The sequence below is a fragment of the Vibrio coralliilyticus ATCC BAA-450 genome (assembly GCF_000176135.1).
Taxonomy (GTDB): domain Bacteria; phylum Pseudomonadota; class Gammaproteobacteria; order Enterobacterales; family Vibrionaceae; genus Vibrio; species Vibrio coralliilyticus.
Genome location: NZ_ACZN01000016.1, coordinates 573,233 through 589,014 on the forward strand (window position 1 = coordinate 573,233; position 15,782 = coordinate 589,014).

19 protein-coding genes are annotated in these 15,782 nt (G+C 44.9%); 5 read left to right on the forward strand and 14 right to left on the reverse strand.

The window, feature by feature from the left end:
* Positions 1–117 precede the first annotated feature (117 nt).
* From VIC_RS13745 to VIC_RS13800, 12 genes are all read right to left on the reverse strand, one after another.
* The gene (locus VIC_RS13745; protein ID WP_006960578.1) at positions 118–1,206 is read right to left on the reverse strand and encodes a nickel/cobalt transporter; all 1,089 of its coding nucleotides are present in this window, start codon (positions 1,204–1,206) and stop codon (positions 118–120) included.
* A gap of 21 nt (positions 1,207–1,227) precedes the next feature.
* Positions 1,228–1,974, reverse strand: a complete 747-nt coding sequence (locus VIC_RS13750; RefSeq protein WP_006960579.1) for a DUF1007 family protein — start codon at positions 1,972–1,974, stop codon at positions 1,228–1,230.
* Between the two features lie 288 nt (positions 1,975–2,262).
* A complete protein-coding gene (locus VIC_RS13755) occupies positions 2,263–2,514 on the reverse strand; it encodes a DUF2999 family protein (protein WP_006960580.1) in 252 nt (83 codons plus the stop codon).
* Positions 2,515–2,586: 72 nt separating this feature from the next.
* Positions 2,587–2,841 carry a Rho-binding antiterminator gene (locus tag VIC_RS13760; protein WP_006960581.1) on the reverse strand — a complete coding sequence of 85 codons (255 nt, stop codon included), beginning with the start codon at positions 2,839–2,841 and terminating at the stop codon, positions 2,587–2,589.
* 2 nt (positions 2,842–2,843) lie between these two features.
* Positions 2,844–3,158, reverse strand: coding sequence for a cupin domain-containing protein (locus tag VIC_RS13765; protein ID WP_006960582.1), 315 nt, complete (start codon positions 3,156–3,158; stop codon positions 2,844–2,846).
* A gap of 4 nt (positions 3,159–3,162) precedes the next feature.
* Positions 3,163–3,459, reverse strand: coding sequence for a Dabb family protein (locus VIC_RS13770; RefSeq protein WP_006960583.1), 297 nt, complete (start codon positions 3,457–3,459; stop codon positions 3,163–3,165).
* Entirely contained in the window at positions 3,456–3,983 is a 528-nt protein-coding gene (locus VIC_RS13775) for an O-acetyl-ADP-ribose deacetylase (protein ID WP_039951946.1), read from the reverse strand. The genes VIC_RS13770 and VIC_RS13775 overlap by 4 nt, the downstream gene beginning before the upstream one ends.
* A complete protein-coding gene (locus VIC_RS13780; protein ID WP_006960585.1) occupies positions 3,983–4,960 on the reverse strand; it encodes a D-2-hydroxyacid dehydrogenase family protein in 978 nt (325 codons plus the stop codon). Before VIC_RS13780 ends, VIC_RS13775 begins: the two co-directional genes overlap by 1 nt.
* A 68-nt stretch (positions 4,961–5,028) precedes the next feature.
* Complete coding sequence (locus VIC_RS13785; RefSeq protein ID WP_006960586.1) at positions 5,029–5,436, reverse strand: VOC family protein; 408 nt, start codon at positions 5,434–5,436, stop codon at positions 5,029–5,031.
* A gap of 18 nt (positions 5,437–5,454) precedes the next feature.
* Positions 5,455–6,051: a LysE/ArgO family amino acid transporter gene (locus VIC_RS13790; protein ID WP_006960587.1), complete on the reverse strand. Its 597-nt coding sequence runs from the start codon at positions 6,049–6,051 to the stop codon at positions 5,455–5,457.
* Positions 6,052–6,059: 8 nt separating this feature from the next.
* A complete protein-coding gene (locus VIC_RS13795) occupies positions 6,060–6,608 on the reverse strand; it encodes a DUF924 family protein (RefSeq protein WP_006960588.1) in 549 nt (182 codons plus the stop codon).
* An 86-nt stretch (positions 6,609–6,694) separates the two neighbouring features.
* On the reverse strand, positions 6,695–8,143 hold the full coding sequence (locus tag VIC_RS13800; RefSeq protein WP_006960589.1) for an aminotransferase-like domain-containing protein: 1,449 nt from the start codon (positions 8,141–8,143) through the stop codon (positions 6,695–6,697).
* An 86-nt stretch (positions 8,144–8,229) separates the two neighbouring features.
* Here VIC_RS13800 and VIC_RS13805 point away from each other — a divergent pair, with 86 nt between their 5' ends.
* The 3 genes from VIC_RS13805 (at position 8,230) to VIC_RS13815 (ending at position 10,343) form a co-directional block, all read left to right on the forward strand.
* Positions 8,230–9,141, forward strand: coding sequence for a DMT family transporter (locus VIC_RS13805; RefSeq protein WP_006960590.1), 912 nt, complete (start codon positions 8,230–8,232; stop codon positions 9,139–9,141).
* A 67-nt stretch (positions 9,142–9,208) separates the two neighbouring features.
* Positions 9,209–9,484 (forward strand): hypothetical protein, encoded by a 276-nt coding sequence (locus VIC_RS13810; protein ID WP_086026955.1) that lies wholly within the window; start codon positions 9,209–9,211, stop codon positions 9,482–9,484.
* 82 nt (positions 9,485–9,566) lie between these two features.
* On the forward strand, positions 9,567–10,343 hold the full coding sequence (locus VIC_RS13815; RefSeq protein WP_031342342.1) for a substrate-binding periplasmic protein: 777 nt from the start codon (positions 9,567–9,569) through the stop codon (positions 10,341–10,343).
* A 27-nt stretch (positions 10,344–10,370) separates the two neighbouring features.
* Here VIC_RS13815 and VIC_RS13820 read toward each other — a convergent pair whose 3' ends face one another.
* Complete coding sequence (locus tag VIC_RS13820; RefSeq protein ID WP_006960594.1) at positions 10,371–10,919, reverse strand: MSHA operon transcriptional regulator; 549 nt, start codon at positions 10,917–10,919, stop codon at positions 10,371–10,373.
* A 283-nt stretch (positions 10,920–11,202) separates the two neighbouring features.
* Here VIC_RS13820 and VIC_RS13825 point away from each other — a divergent pair, with 283 nt between their 5' ends.
* Complete coding sequence (locus VIC_RS13825) at positions 11,203–13,491, forward strand: ATP-binding protein (RefSeq protein ID WP_006960596.1); 2,289 nt, start codon at positions 11,203–11,205, stop codon at positions 13,489–13,491.
* Between the two features lie 123 nt (positions 13,492–13,614).
* Positions 13,615–14,964, forward strand: coding sequence for a UDP-glucose dehydrogenase family protein (locus VIC_RS13830; protein WP_039952055.1), 1,350 nt, complete (start codon positions 13,615–13,617; stop codon positions 14,962–14,964).
* A 43-nt stretch (positions 14,965–15,007) separates the two neighbouring features.
* Here VIC_RS13830 and VIC_RS13835 read toward each other — a convergent pair whose 3' ends face one another.
* On the reverse strand, positions 15,008–15,469 hold the full coding sequence (locus tag VIC_RS13835) for an RDD family protein (protein ID WP_039951948.1): 462 nt from the start codon (positions 15,467–15,469) through the stop codon (positions 15,008–15,010).
* Positions 15,470–15,782: the final 313 nt, after the last annotated feature.

Consider the following 15,782-nt stretch of genomic DNA (forward strand, 5'->3'; position numbering starts at 1 on the left):
CTGCTGGATGTGTGTACATGTCCAGCAGGCTTAGTTAGTCCGCTGATTGGATTGAAAGTATGGTATATCCCAACACGCCCATATAGACCTATATTGCGTGGCAGTGCGAGTAACGTTCTAGACTGAGAAAACGGGAGACATGCCGTAATTTTCTCCTGCCATTAGTAAAACACCGATAACAATGAGAAGTATGCCACCAATAAGCTGGATGTAAGATCCAGTAACACTCCACCCTTTGCTTTTGCTGTTAGCCTTAACGAGGTAGCGCTTAACTACATGTTTGCCAGTCAATGTCATCATAGCAATCATAGACGTAGTAAGAGCTGTTCCCGCAGCCATCAGTATGGCACTGAGTACGCCCATCCAATACAAGCCAGCAACGTTGGCAAAAAGCAGCACCATAATTGCACCAGTACAAGGTCTAATGCCAATAGTGCTAATAATGGCAAGATATTCGCGCCATGTGGACGCCTGATTAATGGCATCAGCATCAGCTACGTGGTTGTGCCCACAACCGCACGTGTTGCTATGTTGATGTGCTGATTGAGTAAAGCTGCTATGAGGATCGCTTAACGAGCTATTTCCAATTGGTGCTAGTTTCCCTGAGAAAGGCGTGGCGAGTGGTGTTACTGAATTTACTCGAATTCGTGGTTTGCGTATCGACTTATATATATTTTTCAGGGCTTTGTACATGATCAACCCACCGAATAAGGCGACCAGACCAAAGCTGAATGTCACGAAAAGCGAAGCTTGCTGGTTGACTACCCGCATCGAGGCATTAAACCCCCACACTAAGACCGTCACCAAGGTAATGGCGACTATAGCCTGAAGCATGGCGGAAACAACCGTTATCACCAAGCTCGCTTTTACTTTAGTTGGGTGAGTAGCCAAGTATGTGGTCACAATTACTTTTCCATGTCCGGGGCCAAGCGAATGAAGCATGCCATACAAGAAGCTAAAGCCAATCAGGTAGCTACCAGCTATGAGCGTGTTTTCTTTCGCATCGTAGAGTAAGTCTGCAAGCTGACTATTGACCTCTCTTTGCCAGTGTGCCGTTTTGACGACCAGTGTCGGCCATGCGAGCCAGAGCTGATAAAGGCATACAGCTAATATTGCTGTGACTGCAAGGGCGACCAGCCAAGCTTGATACGGACGTAAAGGCGTGCTTTCTTGACGCGCCGGAGTATTAATCGTCAGCGGTTTCATATTTGTACTCATGATTCATGTTTAGATGGAAGGGATGCTCGCACAGTTGATTTTGACGGTCTGGGTAAACAGCTGTCCTAATGCATTATCTGGGTCTGCATCCGCTGGTAATGACATTGCATAGCTCATCTGTTCAGGAGTAGGGTTTGGTTCAATCATCTCTAAATCACACTGTCGATCCAGTTCTGGAGACAAAACCACGTCATTGGGTGATTTCCAGGCCATATCGACATAGTAACTGGGTTCGAAAATAAGTAAGCGTAGAGAATCTCGTGTCACGGGTTGGGGTTTTGAAAGAGGCAGTTCGAAGCTCAGAACGAGTTTTGACCGATTACGGGCTAGAGTCCCTTTCTGAGCGACTTTGTATTTGATAGGCGCTTCGCCATCATAGAAATAGGTAAAGTAGTGTTCATACAGCATATTCTCTAGCACAGAGGCGGATACCTCTTGCAAAGATGATTGCTCATTTTCAGCGCTCATATCTTTTCCGTCTAACATGTAGGCGGATGTCATCGCGTCAAATGTCCACTCCATCTTCAAACTTGTGATCATTCCGTTTTTGCCTTGAATATAGGTCTTCAAATCGATCCAAGAGTGAGGGTGGGCCTGTACTGAGGGAGCAATAATCAATGCGAGAAAAAGCCCGATCTTATTGCACCTACTTTCTTGCATACGATCATGGTGAGCTGAAGAGAAGCTATTTTTAGCACCAGAGATTCGTTTTATAAGGCGTATACATGGCTCGAATAAGCCGTCGATTTTGCTCATTTGTACTGTAATAATAATGATTTTGTTATGTTATAACATATGACTGCTGGTGGGCAAAAAAGTTCAATGTTAGAAATTTGTAGAGCGCTATAATCGAGGACTAAGCATACTCAGATTAGATTAAGAGTTAAGTGATTCATCTGGGAGAGTAGATGGCTTTTTCAGTCGATCAGGTTCGATGTCATTGTTGAGTAGTATTACCAGTAGCCAATCTGATTATCAAAAGTCCTCCTGATATAAAAAAGCCGCCAATCAAAAGATAGGCGGCTTCTCTAGACTGATTTTTGCTTATTGCTGAAGCTTCGATTTAGCTTCTTCGACTTTAGAGAAGTCTAGACCAAGCTCTTCAACAGCTTCTTTAATTAGCGCTGGATTTTGCATTACTTGGCCCATAAGAAGTTGTAGCTTCTCTTGTGGTAGACCAAGTTGGCTGATGGTTGCCATGGCCGCTAGAGGGTTCTGTGTCAACGTCTGAAACAGTTCGTTGATTTGCTCGTCGCTGATGTTGTTCTCTTTCAACGTCTCTAGAATTGGGTTCATCAAATTACCTTTTTACCACTAAATGAAATAGAAGTTCAGTCTAACATCAAGCTAATGAAGGTTGTACTAGCACTAACTGACCTGAGTGAATTTTATGTCTTTGAAATGCGGGTTTTCTATCAAGGCTGTCATAGAAACCAAGGCTTCGGTCGGTAGCTGTGTTTCACCCGTTGCTGTCGCGATGACGATGGACTCCCTTCGATGGGAATCATAGCTGGTTGTCATCGCTTTGCCTTCAACAATCTGGCCCGACTCCGTCACCAACCGAACAGGGATATGGTAGAGACAAGCTATTTCGATGTAATCGTATTGGTTACAAGAGATCATGCTCAGTCCTTATAAAATATCGCCAGCCAGATAGTTTCTTCATCTGGCGTGGTATAGCTGACTCTATGCTTAGTATGGGCTGGTATTTTGATATGGTCACCAGCCCTCAGCTCAACTTCCTCTCCGTCAGGGTACTGGAGGCGAGCATAGCCTGTTAGCACCACGACCCATTCATGTTCGTCTTGATCATACCAAAAATCTGGTTCGGAACTTTGCCCCTTTGAGACGATGCGCTCAAGGCGAAAAGATTGACCGGACAGGAGATCTTCAAAAACTTCTTCTGTTAGATCGTCAGGGATGGATTGTAAAAGGTTCATCGCGTTACACCGTATAATCAAACACCACAATGTCTTCAAGGATTGGCCTGAAGATTTCTTTCAAAACATCATGCTCTGGGTGGGGTAGGTAACGGTCTCGACCTGCTTCGTCAGCAAACGTCATCATAACGCAGTGGGTGTAGTGTTTGTTTTTCCCTTCTGGGCTGTCGTTGAGCCCCCATTCTACGCTATCGACACCTTCAACCTTAGTTGGCATAGATAGAAACGAATTCTTCAGCTCTTCAATCTGCTGTGGTGAAGCATTCGGTTTAAATTGAATAAGTAGAATATGTCTGATCATGATTGTTCCTGAATGAGTGTGTTCTGAACGTGTTGCCAGATGGTCATCATTTCTTCACCAAAAAGGTAAAACTGAATGTCCAGCTGAGCAAATTGGCTCTCTGTGCATACCGTTAGCGCAATCTCGGCGGCTTCCTGAAATGGATAACCATAAACGCCGCAAGAAATTGCTGGGAAGGCAATGCTTAGACACCGATGAGTAAGTGCCAGCTTAAGCGATTCACGATAGGCAGATTGCAATATTTGTTCAGGATTAGCAACTTGATGATAAATAGGGCCGACAGTATGAATAACATATTTTGCTCTTAATTTACCTGAGGTGGTTATTCTTGCTTGGCCTGAAGGACAACGCACACCATCAACGGCTTCTACCTGCTGGCAGGCTTTCAGGAGCTCTGAACCTGCTGCTCTATGAATTGCACCATCAACGCCTCCGCCACCCAGCATCTTTGGGTTAGCCGCATTGACGATAGCATCTACTTGAGCTCGAGTGATATCTCCGTTGATGAGTGTGATCATGACCATTACTCCAGAATATAGGCGTTGGTGATGTTGCTATAGTCACCTTTAGCGAAGGAGAGGATATTGTCAAAGGCGTGTTGAAAGTAGAGCTCATAACTGCCTTGCTCTACGTAGCCTAAGTGTGGTGTTGCAATCACGTTGGGTAAACTCAATAGAGGTTCGTTGTCTTTTGTCGCGGGCTCATAGTCAAAAACATCCACGGCGGCTTGTTTGGTTGGAGCCGTAGCCAGTGTTTGATAGAGCGCATTTGGCTCAATGAGTTCAGCCCGACTGATGTTAACCAGCAACGAATCCGACTTCATTGCGTCTAAATCTTTCTGACTGATAATGTGGCGTGTTGCATCGTTAAGCCTTAGATGCAGTGAAATCACATCGCATTGTTCAAAAAAGGTTTCTCGACTGTTTGCGGCTTGGTAACCCATCTCTATAGCATTTTGTCTGGAGGATTCACTGCCCCAGACCATCACATGCATTCCAAACACTTCAGCGTATTTAGCGATGCGTTGTCCGATTTTACCAAAGCCCCAAATGCCAAGGGTTTGTCCATTTAGTGTCCGCCCTAATGTAGGCTGTCCAGATTGTTGCCAGTGCCCTTGCTTGAACCGTTCGAGGTAAGCAGGAATATGGCGACTGGCTGCCATAATTAATGACCAACACAACTCAGACGGAGCAATGGGGGAACCAATGCCTTCGGCAACAGCCACCTGATGTTGATCGCAATCCGTTAGGTTTAGGTGATTGCTGATTTTTCCGGTCTGGCTGATGAGTTTAAGGTTTGGCAGGTTTTTAAGCAGATTGGGAGTGATGATGGTGCGTTCTCGAATCAGAACTAATACTTCAAACGGTTGAAGCTGTTCGATCAATTGACTCTCGTTTGAGGGGATGTCAGAAAAAACAGTGACATCATGGTCATTCAGTTTTTTATAACAGTCTAAGTGACGAACTTGATCTTGATAGTCATCCAATATTGCAATACGCACAGCACAGTCCTTTTAACCAATGAGGTGCATATATTAAAAGAGATGATCGAAGAAATGTAGCGATAGTGTTAAGTCAATATTTGCGCTTTGAGCTCGACCACATTTCCCTCTGGATCATGAATATATATTGAGCGACCAAAGCCTTGAGCACCGTATCGTTCTGCAAAGGGTTGATAGATAAGCCCGCATTGGTCGAGATAGTTAAGCAGAGCGTTCTCTTCTAGTGGCGCGATTTGAAGGCAGAAGTGATCGACATTGCGACCATTCTGGCTGGGCTCTTTACCACCCAGTTTACCCAGCGTACTGTCGACGCAAACCAAGTCAATGATGGCGCTACCTGCGCGAAGCTGTGTTAGGCCAAGTTCTGGAAGTTCGCGTTCGATAGGGCAGTGTAAAATATCTCGATAGAAGTGAAGCATATCTTTGATGTTACTCGTCCTTAGAACGATGTGATCTAACCCTTTCACTTCAATCATGTTGGTGACTCCCTAAAATCAAAATACTAAGTTATACGCTAGCACAAGCATGATGATTCCGATGATTGCTTCGAGTATTTTCCATGAGCGAGCATGGCGGAAAGCTGGAATCAGGCGCTTAGCCCCATATCCAAGGCTGAAAAAGAATACAAATGAGGCACTGACAGCGCCAAGAGCAAACTGCAATTTATTCGGTTCGTATTGGGTAGAGATGGAGCCAAGCAATACGACGGTATCCAGATAGACGTGCGGATTTAGCCAAGTAAAAGCTAGGCACATCAATGCCGTTTTTAAAGCACTTTGTGTTGAATCACCCGCAGGGTTGAGGGCGTGATTTGCCGTGTAAGCAGAATACAGGCTGTGCAGACCGTACCAGAGCAAAAATAGGCTACCGCCATAACGGGCGACTAGTTCAATCAAAGGAAATTTCGCTACGATTAAACCAAACCCTGCAACACCAGCAGAAATCAGGATGGCGTCTGAAAGAGAGCAAATCAAACAGACCAAAAACACATGGTGCTGTTTGATTCCTTGCTTAAGGACAAACGCATTCTGCGCCCCGATGGCTAAGATTAATGAAAGGCCGAGCGTAAAACCTGCGAGAAACGTACTCATTATCGAAGTTAGAAGCTAGAGCCTGGCTGAGTCAGAAATTCAATTTCTTCGGCAGTACTTTCTCTTCCTAGAATCTCGTTTCGGTGCGGATAGCGACCAAATCTATCTATGATGACCTTATGTTTGATCTCGAATTCGTAGTTATTTTCCATGCCCGGTGCTTTGAATAACTCAACGGCACGCTCATGAATCAATGAAGATTCACTGTGCATAAACGGCATGTAGAGAAAAGACTGCTGTGTTGGTGAAAGCTCGACATCTTTACCTAAAGCGATGGCTTCTTGTGCAAGAGCTAGTGCCAATGGGTCCTGTGCAAAAGCTTTGGGCGTATTACGATAGACATTACGTGAAAACTGGTCCAGCACAATGACTTCCGCCAGTCGACCAAGAGCGTTGGTACGCCAGCTATAAAGCTCAGATTGCGCCGCACGTTGCAATAGGTCACCAAAACGTTGCGTGATCGTATTATCTAGCTGTTCGCTACTTACAAACCAGTCTTTAGGTTCTAACTCTTCAAACCAAAAGGACAGGACTTCTTGCGCAGTGATGGGAGTCATGGTGATATCATCCTTGTATGTGATGGGTTATCCGTCGAATCTAATATACGAGAGTGACGGAGAAATTTAAATGTTTAATCAGAGAGTTATATCAGGGTCTGTGTAGATTCGATAACTTGTTGGTGAATCAGTTTAGCCAATAGTTCGATGCCTTGATGCCACTCCGGAGTATCTTCAAAGTTAGCGGTACTCAGACGGATACAGTGGCGAAATTGATCCGCGGTTGCAAATACAGTTCCCGGTAGGATGCTGATCTTATGTTTATTGCATTCCTTATAGAGAGCGAAGCTGTCAACTGACTCGGGCAAAGTAAGCCAAACTAAAAAAGACCCTTGTGGTTGAGATAGGTGGTAACTATTGCGGAGCTCAGTATAGCGGTTTAACGCTGTTGTAAGCAGTAGGCTGAAACGACGGTTGTTTTGTTGATAGGTACGCTGCATCTTATTGATATGCTGTCGATATTTTCCTGTCGATAGAAATTCGCCTACAGCGGATTGCATCAGGTTCAAGCTGCCCATATTGTCACAAATCAGATACTTCTCGATCTCTGAACGATATTTTCCAGAAAGAATCCACCCGATTCGCAATCTGGAGTCGAGCATCTTTGAGAGTGAATTTACGTAGATCACCCGATCTTGGTTATCGAGTGTTTTCAGTGGTAATACGCCACGATCAAATGCCAGTGCGCCAAAAACGTCGTCTTCGATAATAGGGATATCTTTAGAAACGTTGAGTAGTTCAATTCGCCTTTCTTCAGGTATCCGTGACCCTGTTGGGTTAGTGAAATTGGGCGTTATGAGAATCACGGCGATAGGCCATTCCTGAATCGCATTTTCGAGCGCTTTAGGGTCCATACCATTGCGGGTACAACTCGAAATCTCGACCACTTTTAGCCCAAGTGATTCCATCAAAAGCAGATTTCCAAAGTAACAGGGGGACTCCACGGCGACGATGTCTCCGGGTGTGGTTAGAGCGCGAAGTGCAAGACTGATTGCCTGTTGAGCTCCGTGAGTGATGGCTAGATCATTCGGATTGGCTTTGACACCAAGATCACGGCTGATTTTTGCCAACTGCTTGATGAGCCTATCATTCCCCGGAGGCAGTTGATAATGACTCGGCATGTGACTTTGCATTCTGCTATGACGACCTATTTCTGCATACAGGGATTTGATGGCGGGAGTCTGAATGTTTGGATGAGCAGAGCCAGTCGGTAACAACTCTTTCTCCTCTGGATAGCTGAGGATTTCTTTCGACACAGACAGCAGATCGACGGACTGAGGTGGCTGCTGGTGCAACTCCCTTGGCTGTGTCGCTTTAACTCGATAGCCTGATTTGGGTACCGCATAAATGAGCTCTTCGGCTTCCATCTCCTGATAGGCTCTAATGACGGTATTTTTGCTGACGTTCAGGTCGGCAACCAGTTGGCGGATCGATGGCAGTTTGTCTTCAGGTTGATAAATACCATTGTGAATCGCTTGTCGAATGTGGTGCTCTACTTGAACAAACTTATTGTCGGCTAATGAATCTGTACCCATTAAAAATACTCAATCTGTGTCTTTTTGATTTATCTGTCCCTTATTAAAGTAGCGCTAATTGGAGAGAAAAAGCCAGAGGAAATGACATGTTGGTGAGGTTAATCCCGTTTGTATTTGTGGTGCTTTGGGCATCGGGCTTTGTAGGAGCTAGGTTGGGTCTGCAATATGCGGAGCCAGCGACATTACTCACGATTCGCATGCTGGCCAATGTAGGGTTCTTTTTATTGCTGATTGCTTTACTGCGTCGCTCGATACCGCAAGGCAAGTTGTTTTGGCATAGCTGCGTGGTAGGAGTTTTAATTCACGGCTTTTATCTGGGTGGTACCTATATTGCGATTGATTTAGGAATGCCTGCGGGGTTGAGCTCGCTTCTGGTTGGTATTCAGCCGATATTAACCGCTATCTTATTAGTCGCTTTCAGCCGCGAACAATTCAAAGTATCGCAGTGGATAGGCTTAGCTCTGGGGTTTGTAGGTATCAGTTTAGTCTTGATTGGCAAAACTCAATGGCAAGAGGAGACGCATAAGTTTGCAGCCATCGCTCTGTGTGTGCTGTCGCTGATCGGGATCACTTTGGGGACTTTGTATCAAAAACGCTATTGCAAAGGTGCCGATATGGTTGGTAGTGCTATGGTCCAGTATCTCGCGGCAGCTTGCTTATTCCTCCCTTATGCAATGCATTTTGAAACCATGGAAGTCCAATGGACAACAGAGTTCATTTTTACGCTAACTTGGCTCGTTGTTGTGCTGTCCTGCGTTGCGATTCTGCTTCTGCTCTATATGGTGGAAAATGGTGCATCGTCGAAAGTGGCTTCGGTTTTTTATCTCGTGCCTCCAACGACGGCAATCCAAGCATGGCTCGTATTTGGTGAGTCTTTTGATGGTCTTGGGATGCTAGGGTTTGTGCTGGCAGCGACTGCAGTTTACTTGGTGGTTAAGGCACCAAGCCGGCCGTTCATGGGGAAACGTCGTTCTAAGCTAGTAACCACTAATTCTTAATGGGTATTGGCATTGTCTGTAGGCGCATTATACTTCCCGCATTATTATTGAACACCAAAACCAGGCGATGAGCAAAAAGCCAGATAGGATGAGCGCAATGCTTTCCATCATTCAGCAAGTGAAGCAAGAGCTTCCTTTGTACGCACCGGAAACCTTTGTTTGTGGTTCAAAGGGCAGTTGTGTGGGGTGCCCGAAAAAGTTACTGGAGCTGGTGGATTCTGAACTGACCTATTGGGAATCGGCGATGGGGCGAGGTATTACGCCTCAATTCGATGAAATTCGCCGCTTTGGTAAGATGTGCAATGGGGTTCGTAGGGGGTTACAGCGCAACGGCTTGGTATAAATCCGCTATTTTTCTTTAGAACTCCCGTTGTGTGGGCTAACTTTATAAAGTACTCACTAACTGGGAGTTTGTCATGAAGCGAATGTATTCTCTTCTGTCACTACTCATTGCGTTGTCTGCTTCTTTCTCTTCGGTATCTGTGGCCGGATACTCCGATGACCTTCGTGAGCTGTCATTTTTTACTGAGTCTTATCCCCCTGCCAATTATATGGAAGGCGATAAAATTACAGGTTATGCCGTGGAAATCCTCCTTGCCGCAAGTAAGATGGTCGGGGAAGAGATTGATATGTCGCAGGTGACTTTACAACCTTGGGCTCGTTCATATCGAACGGTGTTAACTCATGATAATTCGGTGTTGTTTTCTACGACACGTTCAGAACACAGAGAAACGCTGTTTAATTGGGTTGGCCCTATCGCTGATATAAAAATTGTCGTTTTGGCGCGAAAAGATGCGGACATTACAATTGAAAAGCCAATGGATATGGCCAATTACCGTATCGGGGTGATCAGAGATGATATCGGTGAGCAAACCCTGCTAGCGATGGGTTTGCCAAGGAACTCAATGCAGGAAGCTAATTACGTGACAACGTTGGCGGAGCAGCTAATGAAAAAGCGTATTGACCTTTTGGTTTACGCCCATCGCGCAGCAATTTGGTGGTCTAAGCAAGCTGAGGTCGATCCGAGTTTGTTTGAATCTGTTTATGTTGTGAGGGAAGGCCTGATCTATTACGCTTTTAACGTTGATGTTAAACCGGAAGTACTTGCTAAGCTGCAAAAGGGTGTTGATATGCTCAAGAGCACCAAAGGTCAGTCTGGAAAGTCTTTATATCAGGAAATTATGGACAAATACGAGCGATAAAAAGCAGCCAAATGGCTGCTTTTGTATTTAAACTTTGGCCTTTTTAACGAAATAAGGATTATCGAATTTCTTTTGTGGCCCCAGCTCTGAAATAACCAGTCTGTTCCACAAGGCTCGGTCGAACTCACCTTTGGGGATAGAAGGGTACAAAGTTTCTTCTTCTTCACGGGCGTAGCGAAGAAACTCTTTCTTCTTGATTTGGTTGTACTTCCGTGCAACACGATTGTGCTTTGAGATCCACTCCAACTTAAAGTTGTTCAAAGCGGGCTCGGCTTCCTCAAGCGGCAGGCGAGTCAAGTAGATCCGTTTATAAGACACTTTTCGATCAAGCATGGTACGCATTGCAGTCTGTATGTACTTACCATGATTGGTGATCGAGATATCCTCTTTGTCGAATAGCGTTACGCTCCAACCAGATGGAAAGAAGTTAGGCTTACGATATTGCTTATTCCGGGTTTCAATCGCCTGATGAATGACCAGATCAGAGGTGCCATTAAATGTCTGCTGCCATTTGGCTATACGTATCTGTGTCGCAGTCGGTAAGCGATAGATATGAGTAAACTTATCTTGGTCCATATGAATACACAAATTGCTTCTAGTTATGAGAGAGCCTATTTCAAAGGTAAGAAAACAGAGTTAGGCGCTTCGAAATAGGAAATGTGGGATGAGATGCGTGCCCACAACAACGACTATCTTAGTGAATTCTTAAACAGGCTGCCACACTTTATTGGTCAATTTTTGGTAAAGAGCAGTCACGGCTTAAATATGCGTTTTAACATTTATAACTGATATGTATCAGAGTTCGTAGTCATCGACTACGCTTACTGATAAGTAGGGAAGTATAACTCTAAAGGTAAGTATGGCTGGGACGGACTTTGTGTCTCTTCTATGGTTGCTGGTTTGCACTTGTATTGCATTCTTCATGCAAGCTGGCTTTACCCTAATCGAAACCGGTTGTGTTCGCGCGAAGAATTCTGTCAATGTCGCGATGAAGAACATGGCAGACTTTCTAGTGGTGTCTGTCGTCTATGTTTTCGTTGGTTTCCATTTAGCACAGGGCAGCTCGCTTTTCTCATTCGACACTTTCCCTCTAACAAGTGAAGACTTTCCCGTTGTGATGTTTAACCTGATGTTTGTTGCGACCGCCGCGACTATTGTCTCAGGTTGTGTTGCCGAGCGAATGAGTTTTCGCGGTTATATTTATACGTCGGCTTTCATTGGTATACTGACGTATCCAGTGGTGTCCTACTGGACTTGGAACCCTAATTCTTGGCTCTACATACTTGGTTTTCAAGATTTTGCTGGAGGTGCGACGGTTCATGTTGTAGGTGGCATGATTGGTTTAGTCGGTACGATGATCATAGGGCCACGCAAAGACCGATTCATTGGCACACAACAAGTAAATGAAATCCCCTCCTATAATCACACTCTGGTTACGATCGGCGTGTTTTTAATGGTGTTTGCTTGGCTCGGTTTTAATGGTGGGAGTTTCTACCAATTCGATGCACGTGTTCCTGTCGTTTTGTTTAACACTGTCCTTTGTGGTGCCGTGTCAGGATTTGTCACTCTGATTCTTGTCCATCGGTCCAAACACGTGCCAGTGTTTGTCACGCTCAATAGTGTTCTGGGTGGGTTAGTTATCGTGACAGCGGGCGCCAATATCTTTAATACATTTGAGGTTGCTCTGCTGGGTTTTCTGGCATCCATTACGGTGTACTACGGCGAAAGAATCCTAGTAGCACTTAAGATAGATGACCCTGTTGGTGCCATCCCAGTTCATTTGTTCTGCGGTATTTTAGGCGTTATATACACCGGCTATTCACTCAGCTTGACGCAAAATGGTGAGTTGGTCTGGGACGTGATGGTGCAAGCTGTTGGTATTCTGGTGATCTTGTTTTGGTCTGGCATTAACTCTTATGCATGTTTTCAACTATTGAAGTGTTTTCATCTCGACAGGGTGTCTCCTCAGGATGAAGAGCTTGGTTTGAATGTCACAGAGCATGGTGTCCAGATGAGTTGGCTTGAGACCCTTAGAGTGATTGAAGGCATCAGTCGAGACGGTGATTACTCAAAACGCGTGCCGGTGGAAATCGGTACGGAAGCGGGTGACGTTGCCATTTCTTTCAATCATTTAATGGATAGGCTAGAGGCCAATATCGATGTGTTACACCACGTAGCAAAAGGTAACCTTGATGATGTGGATATTGTTCCGAGTAGTGATAAAGACGTAATGGCGAACTCACTTCATTCAATGATTGTCAGTTTACGCTCGCTGATTGATGAAGTGGAAGGCGAAATTGAAAATCAAGCCATGCAAATTGAAACCAGTGAGCACTCCATCCAAACACTCATCGAGAAATTTAAACGCACTCAAGATCAACTCATGGAAGCGGAAAAGATGTCTGCACTGACTGGGATGGTTGTGGGGGTGGCGCACGAGTTGAATACGCCGCTGGGCATCTCTGTTACGAGTCTTTCTGTTCTCAGCGAGCATCTTGATGAAGTGGCGAAGAAGTTTTCGGAACGGACTATTACTACAGATGACCTGAACCGCTTTCTCAACGTCGCTAATGAATGTATTGAAATGATAGTGAACAATATCGAACGCTCGGTTGATTTGGTCAGTAAGCTCAAGCAAGTCAATCAGAAAATGACGACAGAAGAGCCTAAGCTGATTGATCTCAAACCCATGCTGAATGATGCCGTTTTGCATGTTAAAGATACTTTATTGCAGAAATCGATCGAGGTTGAAATCGAATGTGAAGAGACATTGCAAGCGTTCTTACCACCGATCTCGCTCCAGTGTGTGGTAGAAGAGCTTCTCAACAATAGTGCACTGCATGGCTTTGGTGAAGAGCAAGATGAAGCTCAACGCGTGATTATGGTTAATGTGCACCAATCCAGTAACCGTATTGATATTATCGTAGAGGATAATGGTGTCGGCATTGCGCCAGAAAACCAGAAAAAAATCTTTCAGCCGTTTTTTACTACCCTACGTGCAAGAGGTGGTACAGGCCTTGGCCTACATATGGTCTATAACATTTGTACACAGAAACTTGCAGGTGCGATTAATGTTCAGAGCGAAGTGAATAAAGGCACTCGCATCGCGCTTTCTCTCGATACTATGGGAGCCGCTGCGGCTCAATAACTCTACTCCCTGTTTCTCAGTTTGATTCACAACGCTTGTCAAATTACTGCCTCAAAAGCGTAAGCAGCTTGTCATTTTCCCCCGGGACACTTAGTACTGGTGACATTAGAAGCTGGTATGACAATGAGAGTAGCAATTTTTGGTAGTGGTTATGTGGGGTTGGTACAAGCCGCGGTTTTGAGTGATGCTGGGCATAATGTGTGCTGTATCGATGTCGATGAAGAACGTATTGCAAAATTGAGAAATGGTGTTGTCCCAATATACGAACCAGGACTAGAAAAGCTGGTCGCTGAAAACTCCTTTGCGGGTCGGCTCACTTTCACGACCTCCGCAGAGCATGAGCTGAATCGGTCAGACGTCATTTTTATTGCTGTCGGCACTCCTCAGGATCAAGATGGCTCTGCCGATCTCAATTATGTGCTTGCGGTAGCGTCAGAAATTGGTAAGTACATTCACGAAGACAAAGTGGTGGTGAATAAATCCACCGTACCTGTGGGAACCGCTCAAGCCGTAGAGTGTGAGATTAAGCTTCAACTGGCTCGTCGAGGATTGAACTCATTGGACGTGGCGGTATTGTCTAATCCTGAATTTCTTAAAGAGGGCACCGCAGTTACCGACTGTACTCGCCCAGACCGCATCATTGTTGGTGTAGACAAACATCATGCGCGCTATCAACAACTTAAAGAGCTGATGCGTGAGCTCTATGCGCCATTCAATCGCAATCATGAAAAGTTGATCTTTATGGATGTAAAATCAGCAGAGTTAACTAAGTACGCCGCGAACAGCATGTTGGCAACTAAGATCAGCTTCATGAATGAAATGGCGAATATTGCGGAGCGCGTTGGAGCGAATATTGAAGATGTTCGTAAAGGTATTGGCAGTGATGAGCGTATTGGTTACCACTTTATCTATCCTGGTTGTGGTTATGGTGGTTCATGTTTTCCTAAAGATATTCAGGCGTTAATTAAGACCTCCGAAAGCTTCGGATATAGTAGTGAAATATTGAAAGCGGTCGAGAACGTTAACTTCTATCAAAAGCACAAGTTGTATGACCTAGTGCAAACACACTTTGGTGGTAGAGAGCAGTTGCGAAACAAGACGTTGGCATTATGGGGGTTAGCTTTTAAGCCTCGAACAGATGATATGCGTGAAGCCCCGAGTCGAGTTTTGATGGAAGCGTTATGGGAGGCGGGTGCAACGGTTCAGGCTTTCGATCCAAAAGCAATGGAAGAAGCGCAGCGAATCTATGGCCCACGTTCAGACTTGCGCTTGATGGGGACGAAAGAGGCGACTCTCAGTGGTGCGGACGGGCTTATCATCTGTACAGAGTGGCAGAATTTTAAGGCGCCAGATTTTGATTTTATTAAGCAGGCTCTAAATCAGGCTGTTATCTTTGACGGTCGTAACCTGTACGAGCCAGAGCGTCTTTCTAGCCGAGGTATTCAATATTATTCTATTGGTCGCCGAATCTAGGAAGTGGAAGGGGAAGTTTTCCCCTTCTTTTTCAACTCACTGGTTAGCCAAGAAATTCTGCTTGTTTCTCGTGTTGAACGACTTTACGCACTACGACTGTATTAGCAATCAAATCGTGCCAGCCTTGCTTCTTACCATTAAAAGCTATCCAGATAAAGCCGAGGCAAAGAGGAATAGCGCTGATGTAATATGCAAGGTAACGGATGACTGATTTAGAAAGCGTCAGCCGATGGCCTGTAACTGCATCTAATACTTCTAGTTTTAAAGCCATCTTTCCGGGTGTTGCTGAGCGGTAGACCCAGAACGCAACGGTGGCTATCAGAGGACAAATCCAGTTTAGGACTAAGTCCCAACCTCCAAGCAGAAAATCATCTGAGCTCCAATAGACTTCACCATAAACCCAGTGCATTAAGGGTGTTATTAGGAGTAACAGTAGTACGGTATCGATTAGTGACGCAGCAAAACGGATCCAAAAGCCTGCGTATTCCTTTGATGTATCTTTCATTTTTACCTTCTAGCCAGTAGACCAGCCCATTTATAGATAAGCTTGATTGTTTTAATAGTCATAAGTAGTAAGGGGAATGTATCAGAAGGTGAGGAAGAAGTGTTTTGTTTAAGGTGAATCTAACCAAATCATGACGTAAACCTCTCCGTCAAAACACGTTTTACGGACCGTAAAAACCGTCAAAATCGCTAAGGATAATAACGAAAAATCCTGATATATATCATAAAATCAATTGGTTAAGCTCTTTTTGGTTGGGTGTGAAGTGTAATCAAAAATTTTGTGAATTTTTCCAATACTGCAAGCTTGTGTCCAT